The sequence below is a fragment of the Leptolyngbya sp. 'hensonii' genome (assembly GCF_001939115.1).
In the GTDB taxonomy this organism is placed as follows: Bacteria; Cyanobacteriota; Cyanobacteriia.
The window spans coordinates 26,500-49,776 of record NZ_MQTZ01000059.1; the positions used below are offsets into that span (position 1 = coordinate 26,500).

The following is a 23,277-nucleotide window of genomic DNA, read 5'->3' on the forward strand; positions in this document are numbered from 1 at the left end:
AGGGAATGACACACCAATCACTATGGGTAACGGGTGCAGTGGGATTTGGTTCGGCAGTTCTGGGGGTTGCTGGCACCTATTTCCTGATGTCGCACACAGGGCATCGCCCAGCAGTTCAATCGCCTGTTCAGCCGCCTGTGACTGCCGAAGGCAGACTGGAGCCCAATCCCCCGTTCCGGGAAGCCCAGATATCCCTGGACCCGTTTTCCGGCCTTCCTCGCCAACAGCCAGATCTGCTCAAAGTGTTAACAGGCAATCCCTCCCGGATGCCTAACCCCCTGGGGAGATCGATCGATTCTTCCGTTCCCGAACTCAGACTCGATTCTGGAGCCAGGGTGCAGGGAAATTTGGCCGGAACTATCATCCTCCCAGACCCCACACCCACAGCATGGTTTCAACTCAAGCTGGAAGCTGGAACCCTGACGGCAGCAGCCCCAGCTCTGGCCCAAACCAAGCAAGTCTCCCTGCCCACGGAACGGGAACTACCGCTGCAGCTTGGGGATGCGGTGGTTCTGGTTCTCCAGAACAACAAAACCTTGAAGAATGCTTACCTGCAGCGTCTTCTGGATCGGCGGGATCTGGAAGTAGCCGAGGGGATTTTCAACCCCATCTTTGAACCCCGGATTGAGGCCCGTTACGATCGCCTGGAGATCGGCGGAGTTGTCACGGAGGCGGGACAGGGGGATGCCCGCATTGGAGCTACGATGCTTCTGCCCACCGGAGCCCAATTTAGTATCACGATCGGAGCCACTCGATCGCTGCGGGATGAGTCCCTCAACCCGACCCTCGATACCCTTCGTCAGGATCTGCAGGTGAGTTTGGTGCAACCTCTGCTGCGGGGCTTTGGGGCAGATGTGACCCTGGCCCCCATCAATCTGGCCCGGATCCAGGAGCAGGCCAATCGGCTTCTGCTCAAAGCTACCCTGATCAGTACCATCACCACTGCTATCCAGACCTATCGCACCCTGCTGGAAGCCCAGGAACAATGGATAATCCAGCAACAGGCTCTGAAACGGGCCGGGGACAACCTGGCCTATGTTCAAGCTCTGGTAGAGGCGGGCCGACGGGCGCGGGTGGATACCCTGCAGGGTGAAGCCGATCTGGCCCGCCAGCAACTCCAGCTCAAGGATGCTGAAGGGCGGCTGGCAGCAGCCCGCCTCAATCTTTTGCAGATTCTGGGTATAGATCAGAAGTTGACCCCTGTCGCGATCGAACCAGCAGCCCTGCGGCAACCAATCATGGCAGAGGCGGATCGGCTGCTGCCAGTTGCCCTGGCCAATAATCCCGACTATCTGCAATCGCTTCTCCAGATTGAAGCCGCCAAAATCAACCTGTTGCTGGCTCAGAATAATAGTGAGTGGAACTTAAATCTGGTAGGGACGCTCGGCAACAACTTCAATAACGTCACCGCGAATAACAACACCACAACAGTAGCCCTGGTTCTGACGCGCCAGTTTGGCAATCTAGCCCTGGACCAGGCTGTGGAGCGTAGCCGGATTCAACTCCAGCAATCAGAGAACCGACGGGCAGAAACGCTGGAAAACCTGACCGTAACAGTTCGGAATCGTAGCCGGGATGTTAACCTGAGCTTGCAACAGGTGGAAAATGCCCGCCGTGTTCGAGAACTAGCAGAGCAGACTGTAACCGTTCAGCGAGAGCGCTTGCAGCTTGGTGGCCGAGGGGTGAGTGTGAAAGATGTGTTGGACTTTGAGGATCGGTTAGTCCAGGCGAAAAACGATGAACTGGCCGCCATTATCCGCTACCTCAATGCAGTCACCCTGCTGGAACAGACGATCGGGACTACCCTCAATACTTGGAACATCAGAGTTGAAAGTCAGAATTAGCCCGATCGGTTCAACTGTCGGCTCAACAGCAGAACGGGCAACAATCCCACTAGAACCATCGCCAGGGCCGGACCAGCAGCCTCCGCCAACCGTTCGTCAGAGGCCAGACGATAGACCTGGGTAGCCAGGGTCTCAAAGTTGAAGGGCCGCATAATCAGGGTGGCGGGCAACTCTTTCATCACATCCACAAACACCAGGATGCTGGCCGTGAGCAGACTGCTCCACAGGAGGGGCACATGGATCTGCCGCAGCGTACTGAGAGACCCGTGGCCCAGACTGCGGGCGGCATCGTCCAGGCTAGGCTTAATCTTGCTCAGCCCCGATTCCACTGCCCCCAGAGACACGGCCAGGAACCGAATCAGATAGGCATAGATCAAGGCCCCGATCGTTCCACTTAACAGTAGTCCCGTGGAAAATCCCTGGTGGGTCTGCATCCAGGCATTGATGGTGTTGTCCAGAAGACCGATCGGCACCAGCACCCCAACCGCAATCACCGAACCGGGCACGGCGTAACCCAGAGCCGCCGTCTGAACTGCCAGTTGCATTGCCAGGTTAGACCGGAGGCGAACGCCATAGGCCAGGATCAGGGCCAGTCCAACTGCCAGTCCGGCAGTTAGACCGGCCAGCAGCAAACTATGGCTGGCACAATCCCAGAAGCGTTCCCCAAAAGCCTGATTCGGTTCCTGCAGGGTCATCTGCACCAGAATGGCGGCTGGCACCACAAACCCCAGGGCGATCGGCAGGAGACAGGCTACCGTAGCGCCGATCGCCCCGATCCACCCGAGGGAATACCTCGGCAGATGCTGCTGTCGGCTACTGCTCTGGTAATAACGGGATTGCCCCCGCGACCTGCGCTCAACCCCCATCAACACCACAATGAACAGCAGCAGCACACCAGCCAGTTGGACGGCAGCTCTGGGTTCTCCCAGATCAAACCAGGTGCGGTAAATCCCTGTGGTGAATGTATCCACTGCAAAATGATAGACCGTGCCATAGTCATTCAGGGTTTCCATTAAAGCTAGGGCCAACCCAGCCACGATCGCGGGTCGAGCCAGGGGCAAAGCCACCTGGATAAAACTATTCCAGGGATTGCACCCCAGGTTTCGACTGGCCTCCAGCAGGCTCACAGCCTGGGAGAGAAAGGCACTACGGGCCAGCAGATAGACGTAGGGATAGAGCACCAGCACCAACATCAGGATCGCTCCCCAGAGCGATCGCACATTGGGAAACCAGTAATCCTGAGCGCTTTCCCAGTGAAAGAGCTGTCGCAACTGGCTCTGCACCGGGCCGTAGTATTCCAATAATTCCGTATAGGTGTAGGCAAGAATATAAGCGGGGGCTGCGAAAGGCAGCAGCAAGGCCCAGGCAAAAATCCGCTGACCGGGGAACTGACACATCGTTACCAACCAGGCCGTCCCCGTTCCCAGGACCAGAACCCCCAAACCAACCCCCAACATGAGCCAGAGAGAATTGGCTACGTAGCGGGTTAACACGGTTGCGGCTAGATGTTGCCAGATCTCCCCGGCATCGGTCACCAACCCTGCCAGCACAAATAGCACTGGCACCGCCAGCAGGAGGGCGATCAGGGTCACGATCGTCGTCCACCCGCTCCAAAACCTGATGCCCATCTCCCTCTCTCTCTCCTCTAACCCGGTAAAGACGCAATTTGTTGCGTCTGTGTATCGCGTCTGTGTATTGCGTCTGTGTATCGCGTCTGTGTATTGCGGTTCTACCTGCTGTAGGGAGGCGCGATGTATCCCGCCTCTACCCGATCGTGGTTCTGTGGTTGGGCCTAACAACCAACGATTGGGCTCACTACTGATTACGCCTAGAACACTTTACTATAGGATGAAATTTATTGATGATTATTCTCAATATGTCTTGCCTATGGCAACTTTCTGCCCATCCCCTATCCTGCTCTTAGAACAGGTTTCCCGTCGGTTTTCCCGATCGCTCCCCCCTGCCGTAGATCAGGTTACCCTGACTCTGGAACCGGGGGAATTGCTGACTCTACTCGGTCCCTCCGGTTGTGGCAAAACCACCCTGCTCCGGCTGATTGCCGGGTTTGAGCGTCCCCAAACTGGTACGATCGTGCTAGCTGATCGACAGGTTGCCGGTGGTTCCACCTGGATTCCGCCAGAGAAACGGGATGTGGGGATGGTATTTCAGGACTATGCTCTGTTTCCCCATCTGACGGTGGCTCAAAATGTGGCTTTTGGTCTGCAGCAACGGCGACGCAAGCAGCGTGTAACGTCCGGCCAGGTGAAACAGCAGGTGCTAGAGGCGATCGCCCAGGTGGGGCTGGCTGGGTTGGAGCAGCGCTATCCCCATCAACTATCGGGCGGACAACAGCAGCGGGTGGCTCTGGCCAGGGCCTTGGCTCCCCAACCGGCCCTGGTGCTTCTGGATGAGCCGTTGAGTAATCTGGATGTGCAGGTGCGGCTGCGGCTTCGGGAAGAGATTCGCACGATTCTCAAATCGGCGGGTACGGCTGCGGTGTTTGTTACCCATGATCAGGAGGAAGCGCTGTCCATCTCCGATCGGGTGGCGGTGATGCGTCAGGGGCGCATTGAACAGTTGGGCACCCCCGAGGCGCTTTACCAGGAACCGGTTTCTCGCTTTGTTGCTGAGTTTGTTACCCAGGCTAATTTCATCCCGGCAGAGTTTAAGAATCAAGTCTGGCAGACGGAAGCGGGCAGTTTTGCTGTCGGAGATGCATCGGTGGAGTCTGGCCTGCAGGCGGACCTGATGATTCGGCAGGAAGACTTGATTCTGCAAGCGGATGAGCAGGGGCCGCTGATCGTGCGCGATCGCCAGTTCTTGGGCCGGGAACAACGGTACTGTCTGTTGACGCCGTCTGGGCAGGAGTTGCATGTCCGCACGGGAATGGGGGAAACGTTGTCGATCGGATCGCGGGTGCAGGTGGGGGTGGACCGATCGGGTTGCCGGGTGTTTCCTCGGTAGAGCAGCGATATCACAGATGGGATATCTGGGATATCAGAGACGCGATTTATCGCGTCTTTACAGGGGGGTGGGGGAGCCGATGGCGCTCTCTAGCTCGGCCCGGCTCATTTGACGGGGATTGAGGACGTAGATGGTGCCCCGATCGGTGGAGAGTAGGTTCAGGTAATACTGCAACTTGCCATCTTTGCTGACTTCGTAGACACGCAACCCCGTATCGTCTTCCAGATCGAGTTCAGCTAGCTCCATGCCCTGATCTCGTAACCGTTGCTTGAGGTTGCCTGCGATCGATCGCCACTGGGTATCCTCGACTTGCCAGCACCCTTCCATACCGTTGCAGGCAGCTTGAGCCTGGGGAAGCCGGATCAGGTCGGCTAGGGGAGTGGGGGATGGGGTCGGTAGGGGACTTGGAGCGGGTGTGGGGATTGGAGTGGGTGTGGGATTGGCTACAGGCGGAATAACTTCTGGGGAGGGTTGGACGGTAGGGGAGGGGACGATTGGGGGCTGGGAACGGATGATGGGGGAAGGGATGGCAGGCTCAATCACTCTGGGTTGGGGTTGAGGATGAGTCTGAATGCGGGAAATCCTGGGGAGAGGGGTCAACTTAATCGTTTTCAAAGGTTTCCGAGGGGCTGCCTGCACAGGAGTTTCCTGGTTCATGGGCATGGGCAGGAAGAGCAGCAGGCCATGTAACCCCACGGAGAGCAACAGAATGGGTTTTAAGGCTTGCAGGAATGGGGCAGGAGACTTATTCACAGCGTTTGACAGGAAGTGCCGCAGGTCTCTGCAAATAATGATGAGAAACCTGAAATTCATCCTAAACTTTATTGAGAACTATCGTCAACTAAAAGGGTGGTTCTCGTATTCCTGCAAGGGAGCAACCTTACGCGCCCAAAATTTGGTCGATCGTCTCCACAACCCCAGCTCCCCGGCTGCCCTGGGTGACCCGCTTCACGCGCAGCTTGAGTTCTGGCAGGGCGTTAGCAACGGCAACGGAGAGACCACAGAGGTCTAGAAAGGCCGTGTCATTTTCGGCATCCCCCAGGCCGATCGTCTGTTCTGGCCCCATCCCTAATTCCTGCAGGGCCGCTCGGAGGCCAAAGGCTTTGTCCACGCCTCGGGGCAATATCATCACCGCTGCTTTATTCAGGATGATTTCCAGATCCAGGCCCAATTCCTGAATCAATTCTGCTGCGATCTGGTCGTGGGGTTTCCAGGTCGCTACGATGACGCGCCCCCGGGAAACCAGTCGCACAGTTGGATCCTGACTCAGTTGGGTAAATTCCTCCCAGAGGGGATCCTGGGGCGATCGGGTGCTGGCCTCTGTCGTGACCCGATCGCGCAGCCGCTGGAAGAATTCTTCTGGGGGGGGCTCCACCAGAGGTTTTTCTACGCCTGTTGCCGGGTTGTAGAGTAAGGCTCCATTCTCAGCCACAACCCAATCGAAGACGGGCAGGTCAGGAAAGGGCTCCAGCAGGATGCTCATCTGGCGGCCTGTAATCAGGATTAACTTGCGTCCGGAAGCCCGCCAGCGCTTCAGTGCATCCAGAGTGGTCGGTTCTACTCTGCCATCGGTGGCCAGGGTACCGTCAAAATCTGTTGCCAGGGCGAGATAATCCATGGGCTATTGCTTTCCTTTGTAATACGCCACGCCTTTGTTCACGTATTTCAGTGTAAATGCCTCCTGGTACTTCGTTTCAGCCTTGACGATCCCTGCCTGGACCATACTCTCGAACAGGGCTTTCCAGCGAGCTTCGTTCATAGCTCCAATGCCCAGGGCCTCTGCATCGCCAGACATAATCACGCCGTATTCCTTCAACTTACGCAGACCATAGTCAATCTGATCATCCGTCATGTTGGGATTATCTTTTTTAATCAGGGCATTGGCCGGAGCAGGGTTTTCCAGATAACTGTACCAGCCCTTGATGGAAGCATCCACAAATCGTTGCACCAGATCAGGTTTCTCCTCGGTGAGTTTGCGCGTTGCCTCGATCGTCGTGGTGTAGGAGGTATAGCCAAAATCCGCCAGCAAGAACACGACTGGCTTGAAGCCACCCTGTTTTTCGATGGCATAGGGTTCAGAGGTGAGGTATCCTTGCTGGGCTGAGGTCTTGTCCGCCAAAAACGGAGCCGGATTGAAGTTATAGACCCGGGCCTGACTATCTGTAAACCCATACTTTGCCTTCAGAAATGGCCAGTAGGTGGTACGGGCTGAGGTCGAAATATAAATTGGGGCTCCTTTAAGGCTTTCCAGTTTGTCATGGCCCGTATTGGGATGGGCAATCAAAACTTGCGGATCTTTCTGGAAAATAGCGGCGACGGTCACTTTGGGAATGCCTTCCTGAATGGCTTTGATCGCTTCAGAGCCATAGCCCATGAAGAAGTCGATCGCCCCACCCATCAGCAATTGGGTGCCATTCACCTGGGGACCGCCCATTTTAATCGTCACATCCAGGCCGTGATCTTTGTAGATGTCGGTAGCGACTGCCTGGTAAAACCCCCCATGTTCAGCCTGGGCAAACCAGTTGGTGCCAAAGGTAATCCTATCCAGCGTTTTACCAGAACTGCGCCCCGGTGCGGGAGCATTGGCTGGTGGTTCTTCTTCGCCCTTGCTGCAGGCTGCAACAATGCTACTACCGGCGGCTAGGACGCCGTACTGCAGAAACCGTCGGCGACCCATCCCAGCCATACCCGGCCAAACTTCAATCCGTGTCATGTCTCCCCCTATTCCTCAACTACACAACCCAATTGGGCGATTGGTTCCCCTGACCTGAGTCAGGGAGAACCCCTATAGTTTTCCCATGCCTGCCAGAAAATATAGATCGACAGAATCCCCAGGAAGAGCCGAAACGCCAAACTGATGATCTCATCTGGCAATCTGGGTAAGAGTCGGGTACTGATCTGGGCTCCTAACAATCCCCCTACTCCTAACAGAAGCCCTTCCACGGGTAAAATATTACCGCTCAAGGTATGCCCAATGCAGGCTGAAATCGCCGTGATAATAATTACCCCTAAACTGGTCTGGATCGCCACCTTAATGGGTTCTCCCAGTAAGAGCATCTGCAAAGGCACCATAATCACCCCGCCGCCCACACCGAACAATCCTGCCAGAAGTCCGGCAGCTCCACCTGTCCCTAAGCGGGCGATCGTTGGATGTATCCGGGGTACTGTCCCTCCAGCGATCGGCTCGATCGGGTTTCCGGCCCCATCCACAATGCGCTCCTCCCCTTCCCCTCTGGCAAGAGTCAACTGGTTTTTTAGCTCTATCAGATAAATGTTCAACCACAACAAGAGGCCAAAAGCTGCCAGAAGCACATAGGGTTTACCTTTGGTTAAATTAGCTAACCAGACTCCCCCCTGAGCGGTCAGCAATGCTGGGAGCCCCAGGGATAACACTCGCCTGGGATGAATCAGCCCCATGCGATAATTCTGTACCGTGCCAGACGTAGATGTGATCAGAATGGCCAGACCACTGGTTGCCACCGATTTTACTGGCGTATACCCTAGAGCCACCAACAGCGGCACCAGAATGGTGCCCCCCCCAATGCCTAAAAACCCGGCCAGAATTCCAGCAATCAGGCCACCCGCCAGGAGTAGCAACCCCTTCGTCAGTATCAAAGCGGCAGGGCCTCCGGCAGAATAGATTTAGGCAACAGACCATGGACCCCCTTCTGGGGATGATTGACGACCTGGGTAATATGAAAGTTCACCGCCAGACTGCACAGCACATAAGCCTCTTCGGCAGAGAGGGGCGTCATCTGTTGCAGAAACTCGATCATCCTCGTCAAAGCCTGCTCAAACGCCTCATCCAGAGTCGGAGCAAACCCCATGGTGATGATATCGGTGGGTGTCTCTGCGATCGGTCCCTGCATTGCCCAGCCCTGCCGCAGGATCAGTTGAATGGTGCCATTCATGGAGGTCTCGATCGCGGTCACATTCACCTCTCCGTCTCCCTGGGCGGCATGTCCATCCCCGATCGAGAACAGGGCTCCTGGTTCCAGTACGGGTAAGAAGAGCCGGGAACCGGCCTGCAATTCCCGGTTGTCCATGTTCCCCCCGTAGGGACCCGGGGGGACGGACGATCGACCCCCCTCGCCATCAGCCACCCCCAGAATCCCAAAGAAGGGCTGTAGCGGAATCCGAATCCCACTGCCGGGTGGGAATTCCGCATACCCTGCCGCCAAATTTAGAGGGATAAACCGCAGAGCGGCCTGGGAAAACTGCTCCGGCAAGGCTCCCCAGCCCGGACGAATGGCATTGAACCCCAAGGCTAACCGGGGAGTAATCGCCTCCAGCCGGACCTCCAGGGTATCCCCCGGCTCTGCCCCCCGAACCGCGATCGGCCCAGTCAGCAGATGGGGGCCTGGTCCTACCCGCCGTTCAGGGGGGAGTTGCTGAGTGATTGCCACCAGCTCAGGGGTGAGAAACTCTGCTGGAGCCCGATCACAGAGGTAAAAACCGGTGTAGGTTTCGACGGTAATGCGATCGCCGGAGTCAACCGTCAGCACTGGCGGTAATTGGGCAGAGAAGCCTCCCAGATGGACTGTCGCTGGAGTAGCCTTTAAGACGTGATGGGCCATGGATACTCAGTACAATTCGGCTGTTTGTGGGACAGAAACTACGACATTACCAGAATTTCAGGCAATGCTGCAGTTCATAGAATGGATAGCAGTTCGCTTCTGGATGCCCCCTGAACATTGCCCATGACCTATTCTCTGAAAGTGGCCGAACTCCCTGTCAGTGAACGTCCCCGTGAACGTCTGCTGCAACAGGGTTCCAAAAGTCTCTCGACGGCTGAGCTAATCGCAATTTTGCTCGGGACTGGCCAGGGCGCAGGAAAACTATCAGCGATCGGCCTGGGACAACACATTCTGAAAGAACTGAGTCAGCATCAGCGGGATCCCCTGGATGTGTTAAGGGATATCAGTGCCAGGGAATTGATGCAAATCCCAGGAATTAAGCAAGCCAAGGCAACGACCATTCTGGCCGCGATCGAGCTGGGCAAGCGGGTCTTTCAAAGTCGTCCCCTGGATCGCACGATTCTGGACAGTCCGGCGGCGGCGGCAGCAGCCCTCAGCCATGACTTGATGTGGCAGCCCCAGGAAAAGTTTGCGGTGCTTCTGCTGGATGTGAAGCATCGGCTGATCGGCACCCAGGTGATTACGATCGGCACCGCTACGGAAACCCTGGCCCATCCCCGCGACATCTTCCGGGAAGTGATCCGGCAGAATGCCACCCGGGTCATCATTGCCCACAATCACCCCTCAGGCGTGATCGAACCGAGTCCGGAAGATATCACCCTGACCCGTCAGTTGCTCTCTGCGGCCCAACTGCTCAGCATTCCCATCCTGGACCATCTGATCTTGGGCAATGGCGAACACCGCAGTCTCCGGCAAACGACAACCCTCTGGGAGGAAAATCCCCAGGGGGATCAATAGACAGCAGATGAATACTGGGTAAAACCTATACAGAAAGCATCGATCGGACTCACAATTGAGATGGGTATTTCATGTTGAGATATGAGAGTCTCTCCTTTTGCTGCCGCGATCTCGACCGTTGTTCACCTGGCCTTGTCTCTCCTGCCAACCCTGGCTGTCGCCTCCCCCATCAACAACTTCCCTGGGCAACGGACTGCACTCTGTGATCTCCGCCAAGCAAGCAGAACCCTCAAAGTGGAAAAGGCTATACTAGCCCAAAAAATAGGGACCGATGCCGAGGGCATTCCCCTGCTAAAACCAGATGACGATAGTCTGTTCAAGCAGGGGGACACGGTCTATCTCATCCTCAAGAACACAGGGCAATTTCAGCGGGGCGAAGGGGGGATGCACCATTTAGAAATGGATGTGGCCGTGAAGGATGGGAGCGGGAAGATTCTGCTCATGAAGGAGCGCCTTCTGGGGGAAAAGGGGCGGGTAGACCTGGAGAACAATATCGCTCCGGCCCCCTATGGCAACTTAGACACAACCCTGAATACCCCACCAGGAAAGTACATTATGGTGGTCACCATTTATGATTTGATCGGCTGCCAGAAAGCAATCAGCACGGTGCCGTTTCGCATTACAGCCACCCGACGACCCAAACCGATTCGAGGCAACTCTAAAAATCAGACAAGGACTTGTAATCCCGATCGGGCAGTCGAAAAGCTCACGGTCGAACAGGCAGTTCTGGCGAGAAGAACCGGAGGCTCAAAGCAGGAACCGGTATTGGAACCGATCGCTAACAATGTCTTCAAACAGGGAGAAACTGTGTACCTGATCTTGAAGAATACCGGTAAATTCAAGCGGGGCCAGGATGGCCTGCACCATCTGGAAATTGATGTGCAAGTGAGGGAGGAAGAGGGCAAAATCCTGATCGATAAAAAAAGGCTTTTGGGTAAGCGGGGTCAGCTTCTCCTGGAAAAGGATATCGCTCAAGGTCCTTACGGCAATGTAGATATTGATCAGGATGCCCCACCGGGAGATTACAGTATTGGGGTGACTATTTATGATCTAGTCAGCTGCCAGAAGGCCTCTCGGAGTGCCAGGTTTCGTGTGATTGATCAAGAACCAACAATCTCATTCCTGCCTATTGGTTAAGATAAGGAGCCACCCTGGTGGGAGGATTCCCGCAACCACGATCGCAACCTGAATATGAGAGTTTTAGTTGTCGATGATGATGAGCTGACGATCGAGGCACTGAAAACCATCCTCAGTAGCCTAAACTACGTTGTAGAGTCTGCCACAGACGGGGAGGCGGGTTGGCAGTTGATTGAATCCTTCAACTATGACCTGATCCTGCTGGATGTAATGATTCCCCGCCTGGATGGGATCAGCCTTTGCCATCGACTCCGATCACAGGGCCATCAAATGCCAGTTCTGCTCCTCACAGGCCGCAATAGTGGCCACGAGAAGGCGATCGGGCTGGATGCGGGTGCCGATGATTATGTGGGCAAACCCTTCGATCCGGAAGAACTCGTTGCCCGGATTCGGGCCTTGCTGCGGCGTAGTAGCCTGACCAGTGGGCCTGTTCTGGAATGGGGCGATCTCTGTCTGGACCCCAGCACCTGTAAAGCAACCTATGGCACCCAGACCCTCTCCCTCACCCCCAAGGAGTATGCCCTGATGGAACTCTTCCTGCGGAACAATCGGCGGGTGTTTAGCTGTGGGGCAATTCTGGATCACCTCTGGTCGTTTGAAGAGACCCCTGGAGAGGAGGCTGTGCGCACCCATATCAAGGGGCTGCGACAAAAACTGAAGGCGGTGGGGGCAACGGCTGATCTGATTGAAACGGTGTACGGCATCGGGTATCGGCTCAAACCCCTGGAGTCCCTCTCGGCTTCCAGTGCTAAGACAGCAAAACCTGAAGCTCCGGGAGATGCTATTCAACAGCAGACCCTGGCTGCGATCGCGGGGGTCTGGGAGCAGTTCAAAGACCGCATCTATGCCCAGGTTGAAGTTTTGGGGCAGGCGGCGACAGCCCTGACCCAATGTAGCCTGACCCAGGAGTTGCAGCAGCAGGCCCAGCAGGAAGCCCATACCCTGGCAGGATGCCTGGGGACTTTTGGCTTTCCGGAAGCTTCCCAAGTGGCTCGGAAGATTGAGGACTCTCTCCAGGTCAATCAGACAGGAAACCCTGAGCAGGGCCTGCAGATGCAGGAATGGGTCGGCTGTTTGCGGCAGGCAATGACCCAGCAACCTGACGGATTGATGGTGGTAAAACCAACTACCCTGGTGAACCGCGATCGCCCACTGCTGCTGGTGATTGACTCTGACCATCGCACCGTCAACCTTTTGTTGCAGGAAGCCGACAATTGGGGACTGTGCGTGGAGGTTGTCAATGACCCTACCATGGCCAGAGCCGCGATCGCCCGGCAGCGGCCCGATGGAGCCTTGCTCGATCTGGCCATCTCCCCGGATAGTCTCAGCCTGTTAACCGAGCTGAATCGTCAGATTCCACCTGTTCCCGTGCTGGTCTTCACGGCCCAGAGTCATCTGGTGGATCGGTTAGAAGTCGTTCGTCGGCGGGGACAGGCTTTCCTGCAAAAACCGGCATCCCCAGAGCAACTTCTGCAGGCCGTGCTACAGATGCTGCGACAGGGAGATAACTGCACGGCCCACATTATGGTTGTGGATGATGACCCCCAGATTCTGGCCACCCTGCAACTTCTGCTGGAACCCTGGGGGTTGAAAGTGACCACCCTGGAGGATCCCAAATTGTTTTGGGAAGCCTTGGAGGCTGCTCCCCCCGATCTGTTGATTCTGGATGTAGTCATGCCCCACCTGAGTGGGATTGAACTCTGCCAGATCGTCCGCAACGATTCGCGCTGGAATAGCCTGCCCATCCTGTTTTTAACAGCCCATACAGACACGGCGATCGTGAATCAAGTCTTTGCTGCTGGAGCGGATGATTTTGTCAGCAAACCCTTTGCCGGACCAGAACTGGTGGCCCGGATTCTGGGTCGCCTGGAACGCACCCGATTTCTTCGTCGTCTGGCTGATACCGATCCCCTGACTGGGGTGTGGAATCGGCAAAAGTCCAGTCACTTACTGGAGCAATCCCTGAAGCTGGCAGAACAGCACCAGCAGCCTCTGTGTTTTGTGGTTCTAGATCTGGATCATTTGCGTCAAATTAACGATCGCTATGGTCATGGGACTGGGGATGCGGTTTTGCATCAGCTGGGTAAACTGCTGCAACGCTCTTTCCGGGACGAAGATGTGGTCGCCCGTTGGGGAGGAGAAGAATTTATCATTGGGATCTTTGGCCTGAATCGGCAAGATGGCCTGCAACGCTTACTGCAGGTACTAACTGCTTTCCATCGGGAAGAATTTTCGGCCCCCGGTGCTCCCAATGATGCCCTGCAGGAATGTATCAGATTCCGGGCTACTTTCACTGCTGGTGTGGCCCAGTATCCCGAAGATGGTACCGATCTGCGCACCCTTTACCGGGCAGCAGATGCTGCCCTCTGTCGGGCGATAGCGGAGACCAGAGGCAGCGATCGTCTGAGTAAGCACATTGCCCTAGCAAGAAGCGCTGATGCGGATCTGCCTGAAGCCCACCCGACTCCCCTCCGAAAACGATCGTCTGCCTGAAGCCTGCAGTTCCATGAATCATCCCATGCCTGAAAATGAAGCGGCCCGTCTGGCAGTTCTTAACCAGTATCGGATTCTAGATACAGAGCCCGAACCTGTGTTTGATAACCTGGCTCGCCTGGTTGCCGAAGTCTGTGAAGCCAGGATCGGACTGCTTGGGTTTCAGGATGGCCAGCGACTGTGGTGCAAAGCCAGCCTGGGAACTTCCACCCTGGAAGTTCCGCTCACCTCCCCTTTCTGGGTCTATACCCTGGCCCAGGCTGATGTGGTGGTGATTCCCGATGTGCTCGCAGATGAACGGTTCCAGCCCCACTCCCTCAGTTGGCTGGATAGCCACCTCCGATTCTATGCTGGGGTACCCATCACAGTCGCAGGACATCCCCTCGGTCTCCTTTGTGCCCTGGATCAGGCCCCCCATGATCTCCAGCCCCATCAGGTGCAGACCTTGCGTAATCTGGCCCACCAAGTGGCGTTAGAGCTGGATCTGAGGCGTCAATTGCAGGATCTGGTCACCGCAACCACTGCAGGGCGGCAGGTGGAGGAGGCGCTCCGCAAAACCAAGGATGAGACAGAACTTCGGGTGGCAGAACGCACAGCAGAATTAGTCACTGTCAATCGCCGCCTCCAACTGGAGTTGGATGAACGCAAACGGGTGGAAGCCGCCCTGAGAGAATCCCAGGCCCGGTTCGCTGGCATTTTAGAAATTGCGGATGACGCCATTATTTCGGTCGATCGGGCTCAGTGCATCACTCTCTTTAATCGGGGAGCAGAGCGCATCTTTGGGTTCGCTGCGACTGAAGTGCTGGGCCAACCCCTCGACTGCTTATTACCCCCACGTTATGTGCAATCCCATCAACGCCACGTGGCGGAGTTTTCCCATGCCCCCCATCAGGCTCGCCGCATGGGGGAACGGCGGGAAATTTTTGGACGGCGCAAAGATGGCTCTGAGTTCCCGGCAGATGCCTCCATCTCTCGCCTGGACCTGGGTGGTGACCAGATCTTTACAGTGATTCTGCGGGACGTTACCCAACGGAAAGCTGCAGAAGCAGCGATGGAACAACTCAGTCGTCAAAATGAACTACTGCTGAATTCTGTGGGTGAGGGACTTTGCGGCTTGGATCTAGAGGGTCAGATTACCTTTGTGAACCCTGCTGCCGCCAAATTTCTCGACTACGAAATCGATGAATTGATCGGTCGATCGATCTCCATCTTGTTGCCCACCGACCAAACCCAGGATGCCATGGCCCTGGAAGCTTTACCGATTTACACCTCCCTGCGAGCTGGAACCCGACACCAGGCCACCAATGAGCGCTTTCGTCGCCAGGATGGCTCCACGTTTTCGGTGGAATATGTGAGTACCCCAATTCGCACCCAGGACACCATTGTCGGAGCTGTCATCAGCTTTAAGGACATCACAGAACGCCAGATTGTGGAACGGATGAAAGATGAATTTATCTCCGTGGTCAGCCATGAACTGCGGACGCCGCTAACCTCTATCCATGGCTCCCTGGGCATGTTGGCCAGTGGTCTGCTCCAGGCTCAACCGGAAATCAGTCAGCGCCTGCTGCAAATTGCCGTGGATAGTACCGATCGGCTGGTCCGTCTGATTAACGACATCCTCGATATTGAACGGATGGAGTCGGGGAAAGTCACCCTGGAGAAACAAAAGTGTGACACCGCAGATTTAATCACGAGAGCGATCGATACAATGAAGCCCATGGCTGATAAGACCAATATCACACTGTCCGTCTCGGCGACTTCCATAACCCTGTGGGCTGATTCCGATCGCATCATTCAGACCCTTACCAATCTACTGAGCAATGCCATCAAATTCTCCCCCCAGGGCAGTACCGTATGGCTGCAGGTGAGCTGGAGCATGGCTCAGGGGATGGATACCAGGGGCGGGGAGCCTTCCCATGTCCTGTTTACCGTTAAAGATCAGGGGCGGGGGATTCCCGCTGATAAACTGGAAACGGTCTTTGAGCGGTTTCAGCAGGTGGATGCCTCGGACTCCCGCAACCAGGAGGGGACGGGGTTGGGGCTGGCGATCTGCCGCAGTATCATCGAACAGCATGGTGGCCAAATTTGGGTCGAAAGCACCCTCAGACAGGGAAGCACATTCTTCTTTACCTTGCCCGCAGGAGAGGAGGTAACGCATGACGGAAAAACGCATCCTGGTTGTGGATAATGAGCCCTATATCCAGGAGGTTGCCCAGATCTGCTTGCGGACTGTTGCAGGTTGGCAAGTGGTGACGGCCAGTTCTGGTCAGGAGGGGATTACCCGAGCCGCAACCGAGCAGCCCGATGCCATTCTGCTGGATGTGATGATGCCGGATATGGATGGATTGACGACCTTTCAGAAATTGCAGGAAATAGGGTCTACCCGCCATATTCCGGTGATTCTGTTGACGGCTAAAGTGCAGGCGTCCGATCGCCAGCGCTATACCCGGTTAGGGGTGCGGGCGACGATCGCGAAGCCCTTCAACCCCCTGGAACTGGCTGGACAGATTGCCACGGCCCTGGGATGGTCACTTTGAATACGTCTTTACAAATTTTTCCGATTTCCTCACAAGTTCCTCAACATCTTCCGTTAGCCTCAGAGTTAGCCGGTCAGGGGGCTTGGATGGCAGTCAGGAGGGACCGATGGAGACGATTCGGAAAATTAACGATGACCTGTCCATTGCCGGACAGATTGCCCTAGAACAACTGCCTCAACTGGTTGAGGAGGGGGTTCATGCCATTGTGGATCTGCGTTCGCCCCATGAAAAAGGCTTTTCCCTGGATGAACAGCAAAAAGCAGAATTCCTGGGGCTGATCTACATCAACATTCCCTTTGCGATTGACAGCAGTAGCATTGAGGCCGCAACCCGAATTCTGCAACTGATGCAGCAGTTGCCCAGACCCATGCTGGTGCATTGTGACAACGCGATGCGGGCAGCCGCGATCGCGCTGATGTACATCGCGATCCGCCAGGGCGTTGCGCTGGAGAAGGCGTTTGATCAGGCAAAACAATTAGGGCTGTTTGAGATACCTGTCTGACAGGGGCGGATCAGCAAAGGTCCGCCCCTGTTTTTTCTTATGCGAAAAAATCACCCAGGTTCCGCAGGTTGGGCTGCATTGGGCTCACCAATGTAAATGCCCAGACTCTGGGCCGTTTGCACCAGGTAATCTTTGGGGTTAACAGATCGGGGGCTCTGGGCCAGAACTTCTGTCAGGGGCACCGACACGATCGTGCCATTCTGCCAGGCCACCATCAGTCCGGATTTCCCCTGGCTTACCAGATCCACCGCTGCTTTGCCGAAAGCCGCTGCCATCAGACGATCGAGGGCAAAAGGAATGCCTCCTCGCTGAATATGACCCAGCACAGAGACCCGAGTCTCTACTCGACGATCGGTGCGAGCCGTAATCTGGTCAGCAATGTATTGGCCCATACCACAGTTGGCATTGCCCTTGGAAAGACTGACCTGACAACCTGTGGTTCCGGGTAGGGGATCGATCCCTTCCGCCACGACCACGATCGCAAACTTCCGACCCCATTGGTAGCGCAAATCCGTCAGATGGTCACAAATGCCCTCGATCGTGTAGGGAATCTCTGGAATCAGAATCACGTCAGCCCCCCCGGCAATCCCAGCCTGTAAAGCCAGATGGCCTGCTTTCCGACCCATCACCTCCACAATCATCACCCGATCGTGGCTGGCTGCAGTAAAAGTCAACCGATTCAGGGCATCGGTAATGGTATTGACCGCTGTATCAAACCCGATCGCCCGCTCAGTCAACGCCACATCGTTGTCGATCGTTTTGGGGATGCCAACCATTAGCCAGTTCCCTTCCTGGGCCAGGGTATGGAGAATGGATAGGCTACCATCGCCCCCCACGGCAATCAGGGCATCCAGCCCCAGTTCGTGGTACCCCTGGATGATCTGGCTGGCATGGTCCAGGGTATCGCCCCGGTTGATTGTTCCCAAAATAGTTCCCCCCATATTCAACAGGGGATCAATGCCGCGCAAGTCCATGGTGTGCATTCCCAGGACAATGGATTTCCGCTCCATCAGCCCTTCCGTGGCGTAGGGGATGCCCAGAACTTTCCAGCCATAGGTCAGGGTGGCATGGCTGACCACGGCACGAATTACGGCATTCAGGCCGGGACAGTCGCCGCCACTCGTAAGCAGCCCAATTCGCTTCTGCATATTCATTTCCAGTTATGCTGATCCAGAGTCAATAGCCAGGTTTGGGTAGGGTGGTGCGCTTCCAAGCGGGTAAAAATCTCCCCCAATTGGGGCAGGGTAATCAACCCATACTGCCAGAGGACGATCGGCAACGGGCCGGAAACCTGCTCAGCCTGCCGCAGGGCCAACTCAATGGAAGACTTCGGCATGGCCAGCTCTTCCCGCAAAAACGCAATGATCAGGGATTGAGGGTCGGTCTCCATGGCTTTTGCCCACCTGCAAGATGCTTGGCTATACTCTGAGCTTAGGCAAAAACTATGGGGAACTTGTGAAGACAAGGGCTTTGATGGTTCGAATTTCTGACTTCTTCAAGAAGTTAGAGGTCTGGCCTTAGGAACGGGAATTAAATAACCTGGATTTCTTCAGCCCTCACCCCCCTGCCCCCTCTCCCAAATTTGGGAGAGGGGGCAGGGGGGTGAGGGCAATCAGGAGTTTGACACTTTATTTAATTCTCATTCCTTAGAGCGTTTTCACCGGCCTACTTTTTTAAAAACTGAACCGGTAAACGATCGCCCACCTTCAACCCCAGTTCCTGGGTTCGACCTGCCCGCAATTCGATCACCTGATCAATCTCCAAGTTCCTATCCGGCCCATAGGCAGGGCAAGGGTCTGCTTGACAAGGAGGAACATTCTGGGAAATGAACTGCACCCGGCCCTGCCTGAGAAACACCATATCTAGCGGAATCAGGGTATTCTTCATCCAGAAACTCACGGAACGGGGGGGGTGGAACGGAAACAGCATGCCCCGGTTATCGGCCAGGGTGGTGCGAAACATTAAGCCGGTGGCCTGCTCTTGAAAAGTTCGGGCCACTTCCAGATCAATCGTCTGACCAGCGATCGTGATTCTAGCCGTAATCGGGAGAGACTGCCCCTGGTTCAGAGTGATTTCCTGGGCTGGACTGGGTGCAGGTGAGGTTGAACTTTCCGATCCTGGGGGACTTTCGACCCCAGAGGTTGGAGCCGAACAGGCTACGAGCAACGCCACTAACCCGGCAGAAAAAACTTGCAGCATACCCCTTCTCCTTAAGGCTCTCATTCTCCCCTCTCTGGTAAAGGGCGGATTCCATAACCGCCCCATCCATTATGCCTCAGGCTTCCCGCAACACATACCCGACCCCCCGCACTGTCTGGATCAAGCGTTTTTCACCTTCGTTTTCTACCTTCAAGCGCAGGTATCGAATGTACACTTCAATCACATTCGATTCCCCCATAAAGTCGTAACCCCAGACATTCTCCAGAATTTGCTCCCGAGTCATGACTTCTCGGGGATGTTCCATGAGATACAGCAATTTCCAGCCTAGTGAGGCGTATTTGATAGAATGATTTGTATGTTTACTTCATGCTCAATCAAGTGCAACCATACTCACTAGATCTTAGACAGAAAATTGTTGATGCATATCTTGAAGGGAATACGTCGCAACGTCAAATCGCTATACAATTTCGAGTTGCTTATAGTTTCGTGCGAAAGTTAATCAAACAACATCGGGAAACAGGTGAGATTGTCCCCAAACAACGAACTGTGCAAACACCGACCAAACTAAGTGTTGAGCAACTGGAGATTTTAGAGACGATTGTTGAATCGAATAACGACGCGACGTTGGCAGAGTTATGTAACTTGTTAGAACAGAGGGTCGGTGTCCGAGTTGGCGTTTCGACAATGTTTCGAATGCTAGAGAAGCTGAACTTAACGCTTAAAAAAAACTCTGCATCCCGACGAAAAGGAAACTGAGCGAGTGCAAACTAAACGAGTCGAATTTTGGCAACTGGTTCGAGGATTTCTAGCTCAAAATCTAATCTTCATTGATGAATCAGGAGTGGACTTAGCCTTGACCCGACTCTGGGCGCGTGCACCGAAAGGCAGACGAGCACATGGCAAGCGTCCAAGCCAGCGAGGGAAACGAGTCTCGATTCTAGGGGCGATTAGTCTGCGGGAGGTCGTGACTTACTGCAATCTCATGGGGTCAACTGATGGACTGACCTTTGAAGCCTTTATTTCCCAGAAACTTGTGCCTAAGTTATGGAAAGGTGCCTGTGTCATCCTGGATAACTGCTCTATTCATCTGGGTGAAGACGTTAGAAAGTTGATTGAGGATGCAGGAGCCAAGCTAATTTTCCTACCCCCTTACTCACCAGACTTTTCGCCTATCGAGAATTGCTTTTCAAAGATTAAGAGCATTCTGCGTTCGATTAAGGCACGCAGTTATCCAGAACTTGCCAAAGCTATTGATGAAGCTTTCTCCCAGGTGTCATCGAGCGACTTAAGGAACTGGTTCTCTCATTGCTGTTACTGTGCCTCACCAGCATAAAAAACGCTGTATAATGAAATGTTCCTACACTTAAAGCTATCGGTTTACATTCAGCTTATATGACTATTTTTGACCGTTCCAAACATGTGTACGTTTCTCCTGACTTTGACGAAGTCGTAAAAGATACGATACGCTTTTTTAACGGTACACCTGTACATCCAATTCCCGTTCCAAAGCGTTTTCATGGAACAGGAATTTATGCGCTATATTGCATTGCAAAATCTGGCATATATTCAAGATTTAATTTGGTCAATAGAACTGCATTCCACATGCCTATTTACGTTGGGAAAGCAGTTCCGAAAGGTTGGCGTCAAGCTAGACAGCTAATACCCGTAAATACCCAAAGCTACGAGCTAAACAATCGAATTAACGAACATAGCCACAGCATAGATCTAGCAGAAAACTTAGATAGATCTGATTTTTTCTGCCGCTTCATGATTCTCGAAGGCAAAGAGAGTGATTTAATTGGTACTGTAGAAGCTGCACTTATTAGAAAATACCAACCGATTTGGAACACTCTGATCGATGGATTCGGCAATCATGATCCCGGAAAAGGCAGATACGCGCAAGCTAAATCAGATTGGGATGTTTGTCATCCAGGGCGACCCTGGGCTATAAAATGTCAAGGGGTTCACGGTACTAAAGAAGAGCTACTTCAAAGCATTGAAAATTTCATGGCTAGATTGAGTGGAGAAGATGCCTAGACTGTCTTGCTTAGAGCTGTTTACAGGTGCAGGAGGACTAGCCAAAGGCTTAGAGATGGCTGGAATTCAGCACAAAGCCTTTGTTGAAATAAATAATGATGCTTGTCTAACATTGGCTTACAATTACGGCGATCAGTTTATCCACAATACAGATATCCGTACATTTCAATTTGATCAGTTTGGGCATGTCAATATAATCTCAGGCGGTCCTCCATGCCAGCCATTTTCAATGGGAGGAAAGCATAAGGGAAATGCAGATCAACGAGATATGTTTCCTTATGCCTGTAAGGCGATAAGTGTTTGTACGCCCAAAGCCTTTATTTTTGAGAACGTTAAGGGCATTTTACGCAAATCATTTAGCAACTATTTCGAGTACATAATATTAAGGCTAAGATATCCTGAGGTTTCTCTTAGAGATTCAGAATGCTGGAAAGATCATTTAGCAAGACTCGAAAAAATTCATACTTCAGGAAAGTATAAAGGGGTCAAATACAATGTTGTTTTTCGTTTACTAGATGCTGCAAATTATGGGATTCCCCAACGTCGTGAACGAGTTTTTATTGTTGGAATCAGAGAGGATTTGAATATAGAGTGGTCTTTCCCTCAAGAATCCCATTCTTTTGATTCCTTGCTATGGTCACAGTTTGTCAGTTTTAATTACTGGGAAAGACATGGAGTTAAACCATCAGGATTTGATTGTCTAGATAAAAGGACTCAACAGCGGATTGAGCAATTGATGCAGCAGCCTACTTTGTTTTCTCCTCCCTTAAAGCCATGGAAAACAGTTCGAGATCAAATTGGAGAACTACCAGAACCTGATACTGACGGTAGTTTTGATACTGAGCATATTTTAAGGGAAGGTGCCAGATCGTATCCTGGTCATACTGGAAGCTATATAGATATGCCGTCCAAAACCCTCAAAGCAGGAGATCACGGTGTCCCTGGAGGGGAAAATATGATTCGATATCAGGATGGTCGAATACGTTATTACACTACATTTGAAGCTAAACGAATTCAAACCTTTCCTAATAATTATAGGATTTTGGGGTCATGGACAGAATCTATGAGGCAAATTGGTAATGCGGTGCCAGTAGAGCTAAGTTATTGCATAGCGAGTTCTTTGTCCCAGGCTATAAGCTGTGAGTCTTAGACAGCTAACACTGCGTTGGTGCGGACGGTAAAGAGGTTATCGGTGAGAATTAGAGGTTATCTGCCGCCGCACAACTTTGACGTTAGCTGGCTTCGTTTTTGGGCTGGGACGGTACAGCGAGGTTATTGGTTAGAAGTGGGTGTTAAACTTGACTCAGAAACCCTAGGAGAGCGATCGCTGTGGCTTCTATCACAATTGATCTTTCAGACAGCCAATTCCAAAAGTTACAAGATTTAGCAAGAGTGCATGGCATTGCGACTGAAGTGCTTTTGAAGGCAAGCCTGGAGGATTGGCTAAATGTACAAAAAGGCGATTTTGTTAATGCAGCCGATTATGTGTTGAGGAAAAACACTGAACTATATAGGCGTTTGGCATGATTCGCTATTTGACCCTAATTGAGGTACTAGAGCTACATCGCAAAATTCTTGCACAATCCGGTGGAGCATTGGGTATCCGAGATATGGGTTTGTTGGAATCAGCGATTGCCCAACCTCGAATGTCGTTTGGCGGAGAGGATCTGTATCCAAGTTTGCTGGAGAAAGCAGCAGCGTTAGGGTTTTCGATCATCATGAATCATCCATTTGTAGATGGAAATAAACGTACAGGTCATGCTGCGACAGAGACTTTTCTTGTTTTGAATGGGTTAGAAATTAACGCCTCTGTGGATGAACAAGAGCGTATGGTGTTGGCGATCGCATCAGGCAAACAAGAACGTCAGGTATTTATAGAATGGTTACAGCAGAACACAGCCGCCAGCTAATCGGGTCGAGGAGAGCATTTAACTCTCCCCTCCCACACCACCTGCCATGCGGCTCCGCAACAGGCGGTTCATGAAGACGCGCAAACAACATTAATGGCTAAACATAGCCTTGAGCTTGCATCCAAAGGTTGCGAATTGAAAGCAATCCCTGTTGCTCCAACCACTCGTTAGTCATTCCCGTTTGTGTCGCCAACGTCTTTGACAAACGCCAGTAGCCTTTGCGACTAATGCCTGTCAAAATCGCTTGCCGTTTACTGG

General features: G+C 53.6%; 22 protein-coding genes and 1 pseudogene. 13 read left to right on the top strand and 10 right to left on the bottom strand.

The window, feature by feature from the left end; translation table 11 throughout:
- The first annotated feature begins 5 nt into the window (after positions 1-5).
- Entirely contained in the window at positions 6-1,844 is a 1,839-nt protein-coding gene (locus tag BST81_RS24745) for a TolC family protein (RefSeq protein ID WP_083637075.1), read from the top strand.
- Here the strand turns inward: BST81_RS24745 and BST81_RS24750 are convergent.
- Entirely contained in the window at positions 1,841-3,472 is a 1,632-nt protein-coding gene (locus BST81_RS24750) for an iron ABC transporter permease (RefSeq protein WP_075601188.1), read from the bottom strand. The two genes, BST81_RS24745 and BST81_RS24750, sit on opposite strands and share 4 nt — an antisense overlap.
- Positions 3,473-3,731: 259 nt before the next feature.
- Here BST81_RS24750 and BST81_RS24755 point away from each other — a divergent pair, with 259 nt between their 5' ends.
- The gene (locus BST81_RS24755; protein WP_075601189.1) at positions 3,732-4,808 is read left to right on the top strand and encodes an ABC transporter ATP-binding protein; all 1,077 of its coding nucleotides are present in this window, start codon (positions 3,732-3,734) and stop codon (positions 4,806-4,808) included.
- Positions 4,809-4,865: 57 nt separating this feature from the next.
- Here the strand turns inward: BST81_RS24755 and BST81_RS27770 are convergent, their stop codons facing one another.
- The 5 genes from BST81_RS27770 to BST81_RS24785 all read right to left on the bottom strand — a co-directional run bounded on the left by BST81_RS27770 (position 4,866) and on the right by BST81_RS24785 (position 9,385).
- Entirely contained in the window at positions 4,866-5,561 is a 696-nt protein-coding gene (locus BST81_RS27770; RefSeq protein ID WP_143780490.1) for a PepSY domain-containing protein, read from the bottom strand.
- Between the two features lie 127 nt (positions 5,562-5,688).
- The gene (locus tag BST81_RS24770; RefSeq protein ID WP_075601192.1) at positions 5,689-6,426 is read right to left on the bottom strand and encodes an HAD family hydrolase; all 738 of its coding nucleotides are present in this window, start codon (positions 6,424-6,426) and stop codon (positions 5,689-5,691) included.
- Between the two features lie 3 nt (positions 6,427-6,429).
- Positions 6,430-7,521 (bottom strand): ABC transporter substrate-binding protein, encoded by a 1,092-nt coding sequence (locus BST81_RS24775; protein ID WP_075601193.1) that lies wholly within the window; start codon positions 7,519-7,521, stop codon positions 6,430-6,432.
- Positions 7,522-7,580: 59 nt separating this feature from the next.
- Positions 7,581-8,423, bottom strand: coding sequence for a sulfite exporter TauE/SafE family protein (locus tag BST81_RS24780; protein WP_075601194.1), 843 nt, complete (start codon positions 8,421-8,423; stop codon positions 7,581-7,583).
- On the bottom strand, positions 8,420-9,385 hold the full coding sequence (locus BST81_RS24785; RefSeq protein WP_075601195.1) for an acetamidase/formamidase family protein: 966 nt from the start codon (positions 9,383-9,385) through the stop codon (positions 8,420-8,422). Before BST81_RS24785 ends, BST81_RS24780 begins: the two co-directional genes overlap by 4 nt.
- A 123-nt stretch (positions 9,386-9,508) precedes the next feature.
- On the opposite strand from BST81_RS24785, the gene radC reads away from it, so the two are divergent.
- The 6 genes from radC to BST81_RS24815 all read left to right on the top strand — a co-directional run bounded on the left by radC (position 9,509) and on the right by BST81_RS24815 (position 16,912).
- On the top strand, positions 9,509-10,243 hold the full coding sequence (gene radC, locus BST81_RS24790; protein WP_075601196.1) for a DNA repair protein RadC: 735 nt from the start codon (positions 9,509-9,511) through the stop codon (positions 10,241-10,243).
- An 81-nt stretch (positions 10,244-10,324) separates the two neighbouring features.
- Entirely contained in the window at positions 10,325-11,380 is a 1,056-nt protein-coding gene (locus BST81_RS24795) for a hypothetical protein (protein WP_075601197.1), read from the top strand.
- A gap of 54 nt (positions 11,381-11,434) precedes the next feature.
- Entirely contained in the window at positions 11,435-13,873 is a 2,439-nt protein-coding gene (locus tag BST81_RS24800) for a response regulator (protein ID WP_075601198.1), read from the top strand.
- Entirely contained in the window at positions 13,818-16,061 is a 2,244-nt protein-coding gene (locus BST81_RS24805; protein ID WP_075601199.1) for a PAS domain S-box protein, read from the top strand. The genes BST81_RS24800 and BST81_RS24805 overlap by 56 nt, the downstream gene beginning before the upstream one ends.
- Positions 16,030-16,410 carry a response regulator gene (locus BST81_RS24810; RefSeq protein WP_075601200.1) on the top strand — a complete coding sequence of 127 codons (381 nt, stop codon included), beginning with the start codon at positions 16,030-16,032 and terminating at the stop codon, positions 16,408-16,410. The genes BST81_RS24805 and BST81_RS24810 overlap by 32 nt, the downstream gene beginning before the upstream one ends.
- 106 nt (positions 16,411-16,516) lie before the next feature.
- On the top strand, positions 16,517-16,912 hold the full coding sequence (locus BST81_RS24815; RefSeq protein ID WP_075601201.1) for a sulfur transferase domain-containing protein: 396 nt from the start codon (positions 16,517-16,519) through the stop codon (positions 16,910-16,912).
- A 50-nt stretch (positions 16,913-16,962) separates the two neighbouring features.
- On the opposite strand, the gene BST81_RS24820 is transcribed toward BST81_RS24815, so the two are convergent.
- The 4 genes and pseudogenes from BST81_RS24820 to BST81_RS24835 form a co-directional block, all read right to left on the bottom strand.
- Positions 16,963-18,060 (bottom strand): ATP-dependent 6-phosphofructokinase, encoded by a 1,098-nt coding sequence (locus BST81_RS24820; protein WP_075601202.1) that lies wholly within the window; start codon positions 18,058-18,060, stop codon positions 16,963-16,965.
- Between the two features lie 2 nt (positions 18,061-18,062).
- Positions 18,063-18,302, bottom strand: coding sequence for a DUF2949 domain-containing protein (locus BST81_RS24825; protein ID WP_075601203.1), 240 nt, complete (start codon positions 18,300-18,302; stop codon positions 18,063-18,065).
- Between the two features lie 275 nt (positions 18,303-18,577).
- Positions 18,578-19,111: a DUF192 domain-containing protein gene (locus BST81_RS24830; RefSeq protein WP_075601204.1), complete on the bottom strand. Its 534-nt coding sequence runs from the start codon at positions 19,109-19,111 to the stop codon at positions 18,578-18,580.
- Between the two features lie 76 nt (positions 19,112-19,187).
- Positions 19,188-19,394 (bottom strand): annotated as a pseudogene (locus tag BST81_RS24835) (winged helix-turn-helix domain-containing protein); the annotation flags it as partial.
- Positions 19,395-19,450: 56 nt separating this feature from the next.
- Between BST81_RS24835 and BST81_RS27205 the strand changes: the two are divergent.
- The 5 genes from BST81_RS27205 to BST81_RS24865 all read left to right on the top strand — a co-directional run bounded on the left by BST81_RS27205 (position 19,451) and on the right by BST81_RS24865 (position 23,019).
- Positions 19,451-20,405 (top strand): IS630 family transposase gene (locus tag BST81_RS27205; protein ID WP_216351453.1). Its coding sequence is split into 2 segments (ribosomal slippage): positions 19,451-19,794 and positions 19,793-20,405, totalling 957 coding nucleotides; the frame shifts between segments, so codons are not numbered across the junction.
- A gap of 59 nt (positions 20,406-20,464) precedes the next feature.
- Positions 20,465-21,109, top strand: a complete 645-nt coding sequence (locus tag BST81_RS24850; protein ID WP_075601206.1) for an Eco29kI family restriction endonuclease — start codon at positions 20,465-20,467, stop codon at positions 21,107-21,109.
- Complete coding sequence (locus BST81_RS24855) at positions 21,102-22,259, top strand: DNA cytosine methyltransferase (RefSeq protein ID WP_075601207.1); 1,158 nt, start codon at positions 21,102-21,104, stop codon at positions 22,257-22,259. Before BST81_RS24850 ends, BST81_RS24855 begins: the two co-directional genes overlap by 8 nt.
- A gap of 179 nt (positions 22,260-22,438) precedes the next feature.
- On the top strand, positions 22,439-22,636 hold the full coding sequence (locus BST81_RS24860; protein ID WP_075601208.1) for a DNA-binding protein: 198 nt from the start codon (positions 22,439-22,441) through the stop codon (positions 22,634-22,636).
- Positions 22,633-23,019, top strand: coding sequence for a type II toxin-antitoxin system death-on-curing family toxin (locus BST81_RS24865; RefSeq protein WP_083637076.1), 387 nt, complete (start codon positions 22,633-22,635; stop codon positions 23,017-23,019). Before BST81_RS24860 ends, BST81_RS24865 begins: the two co-directional genes overlap by 4 nt.
- The last annotated feature ends 258 nt before the right edge of the window (positions 23,020-23,277 follow it).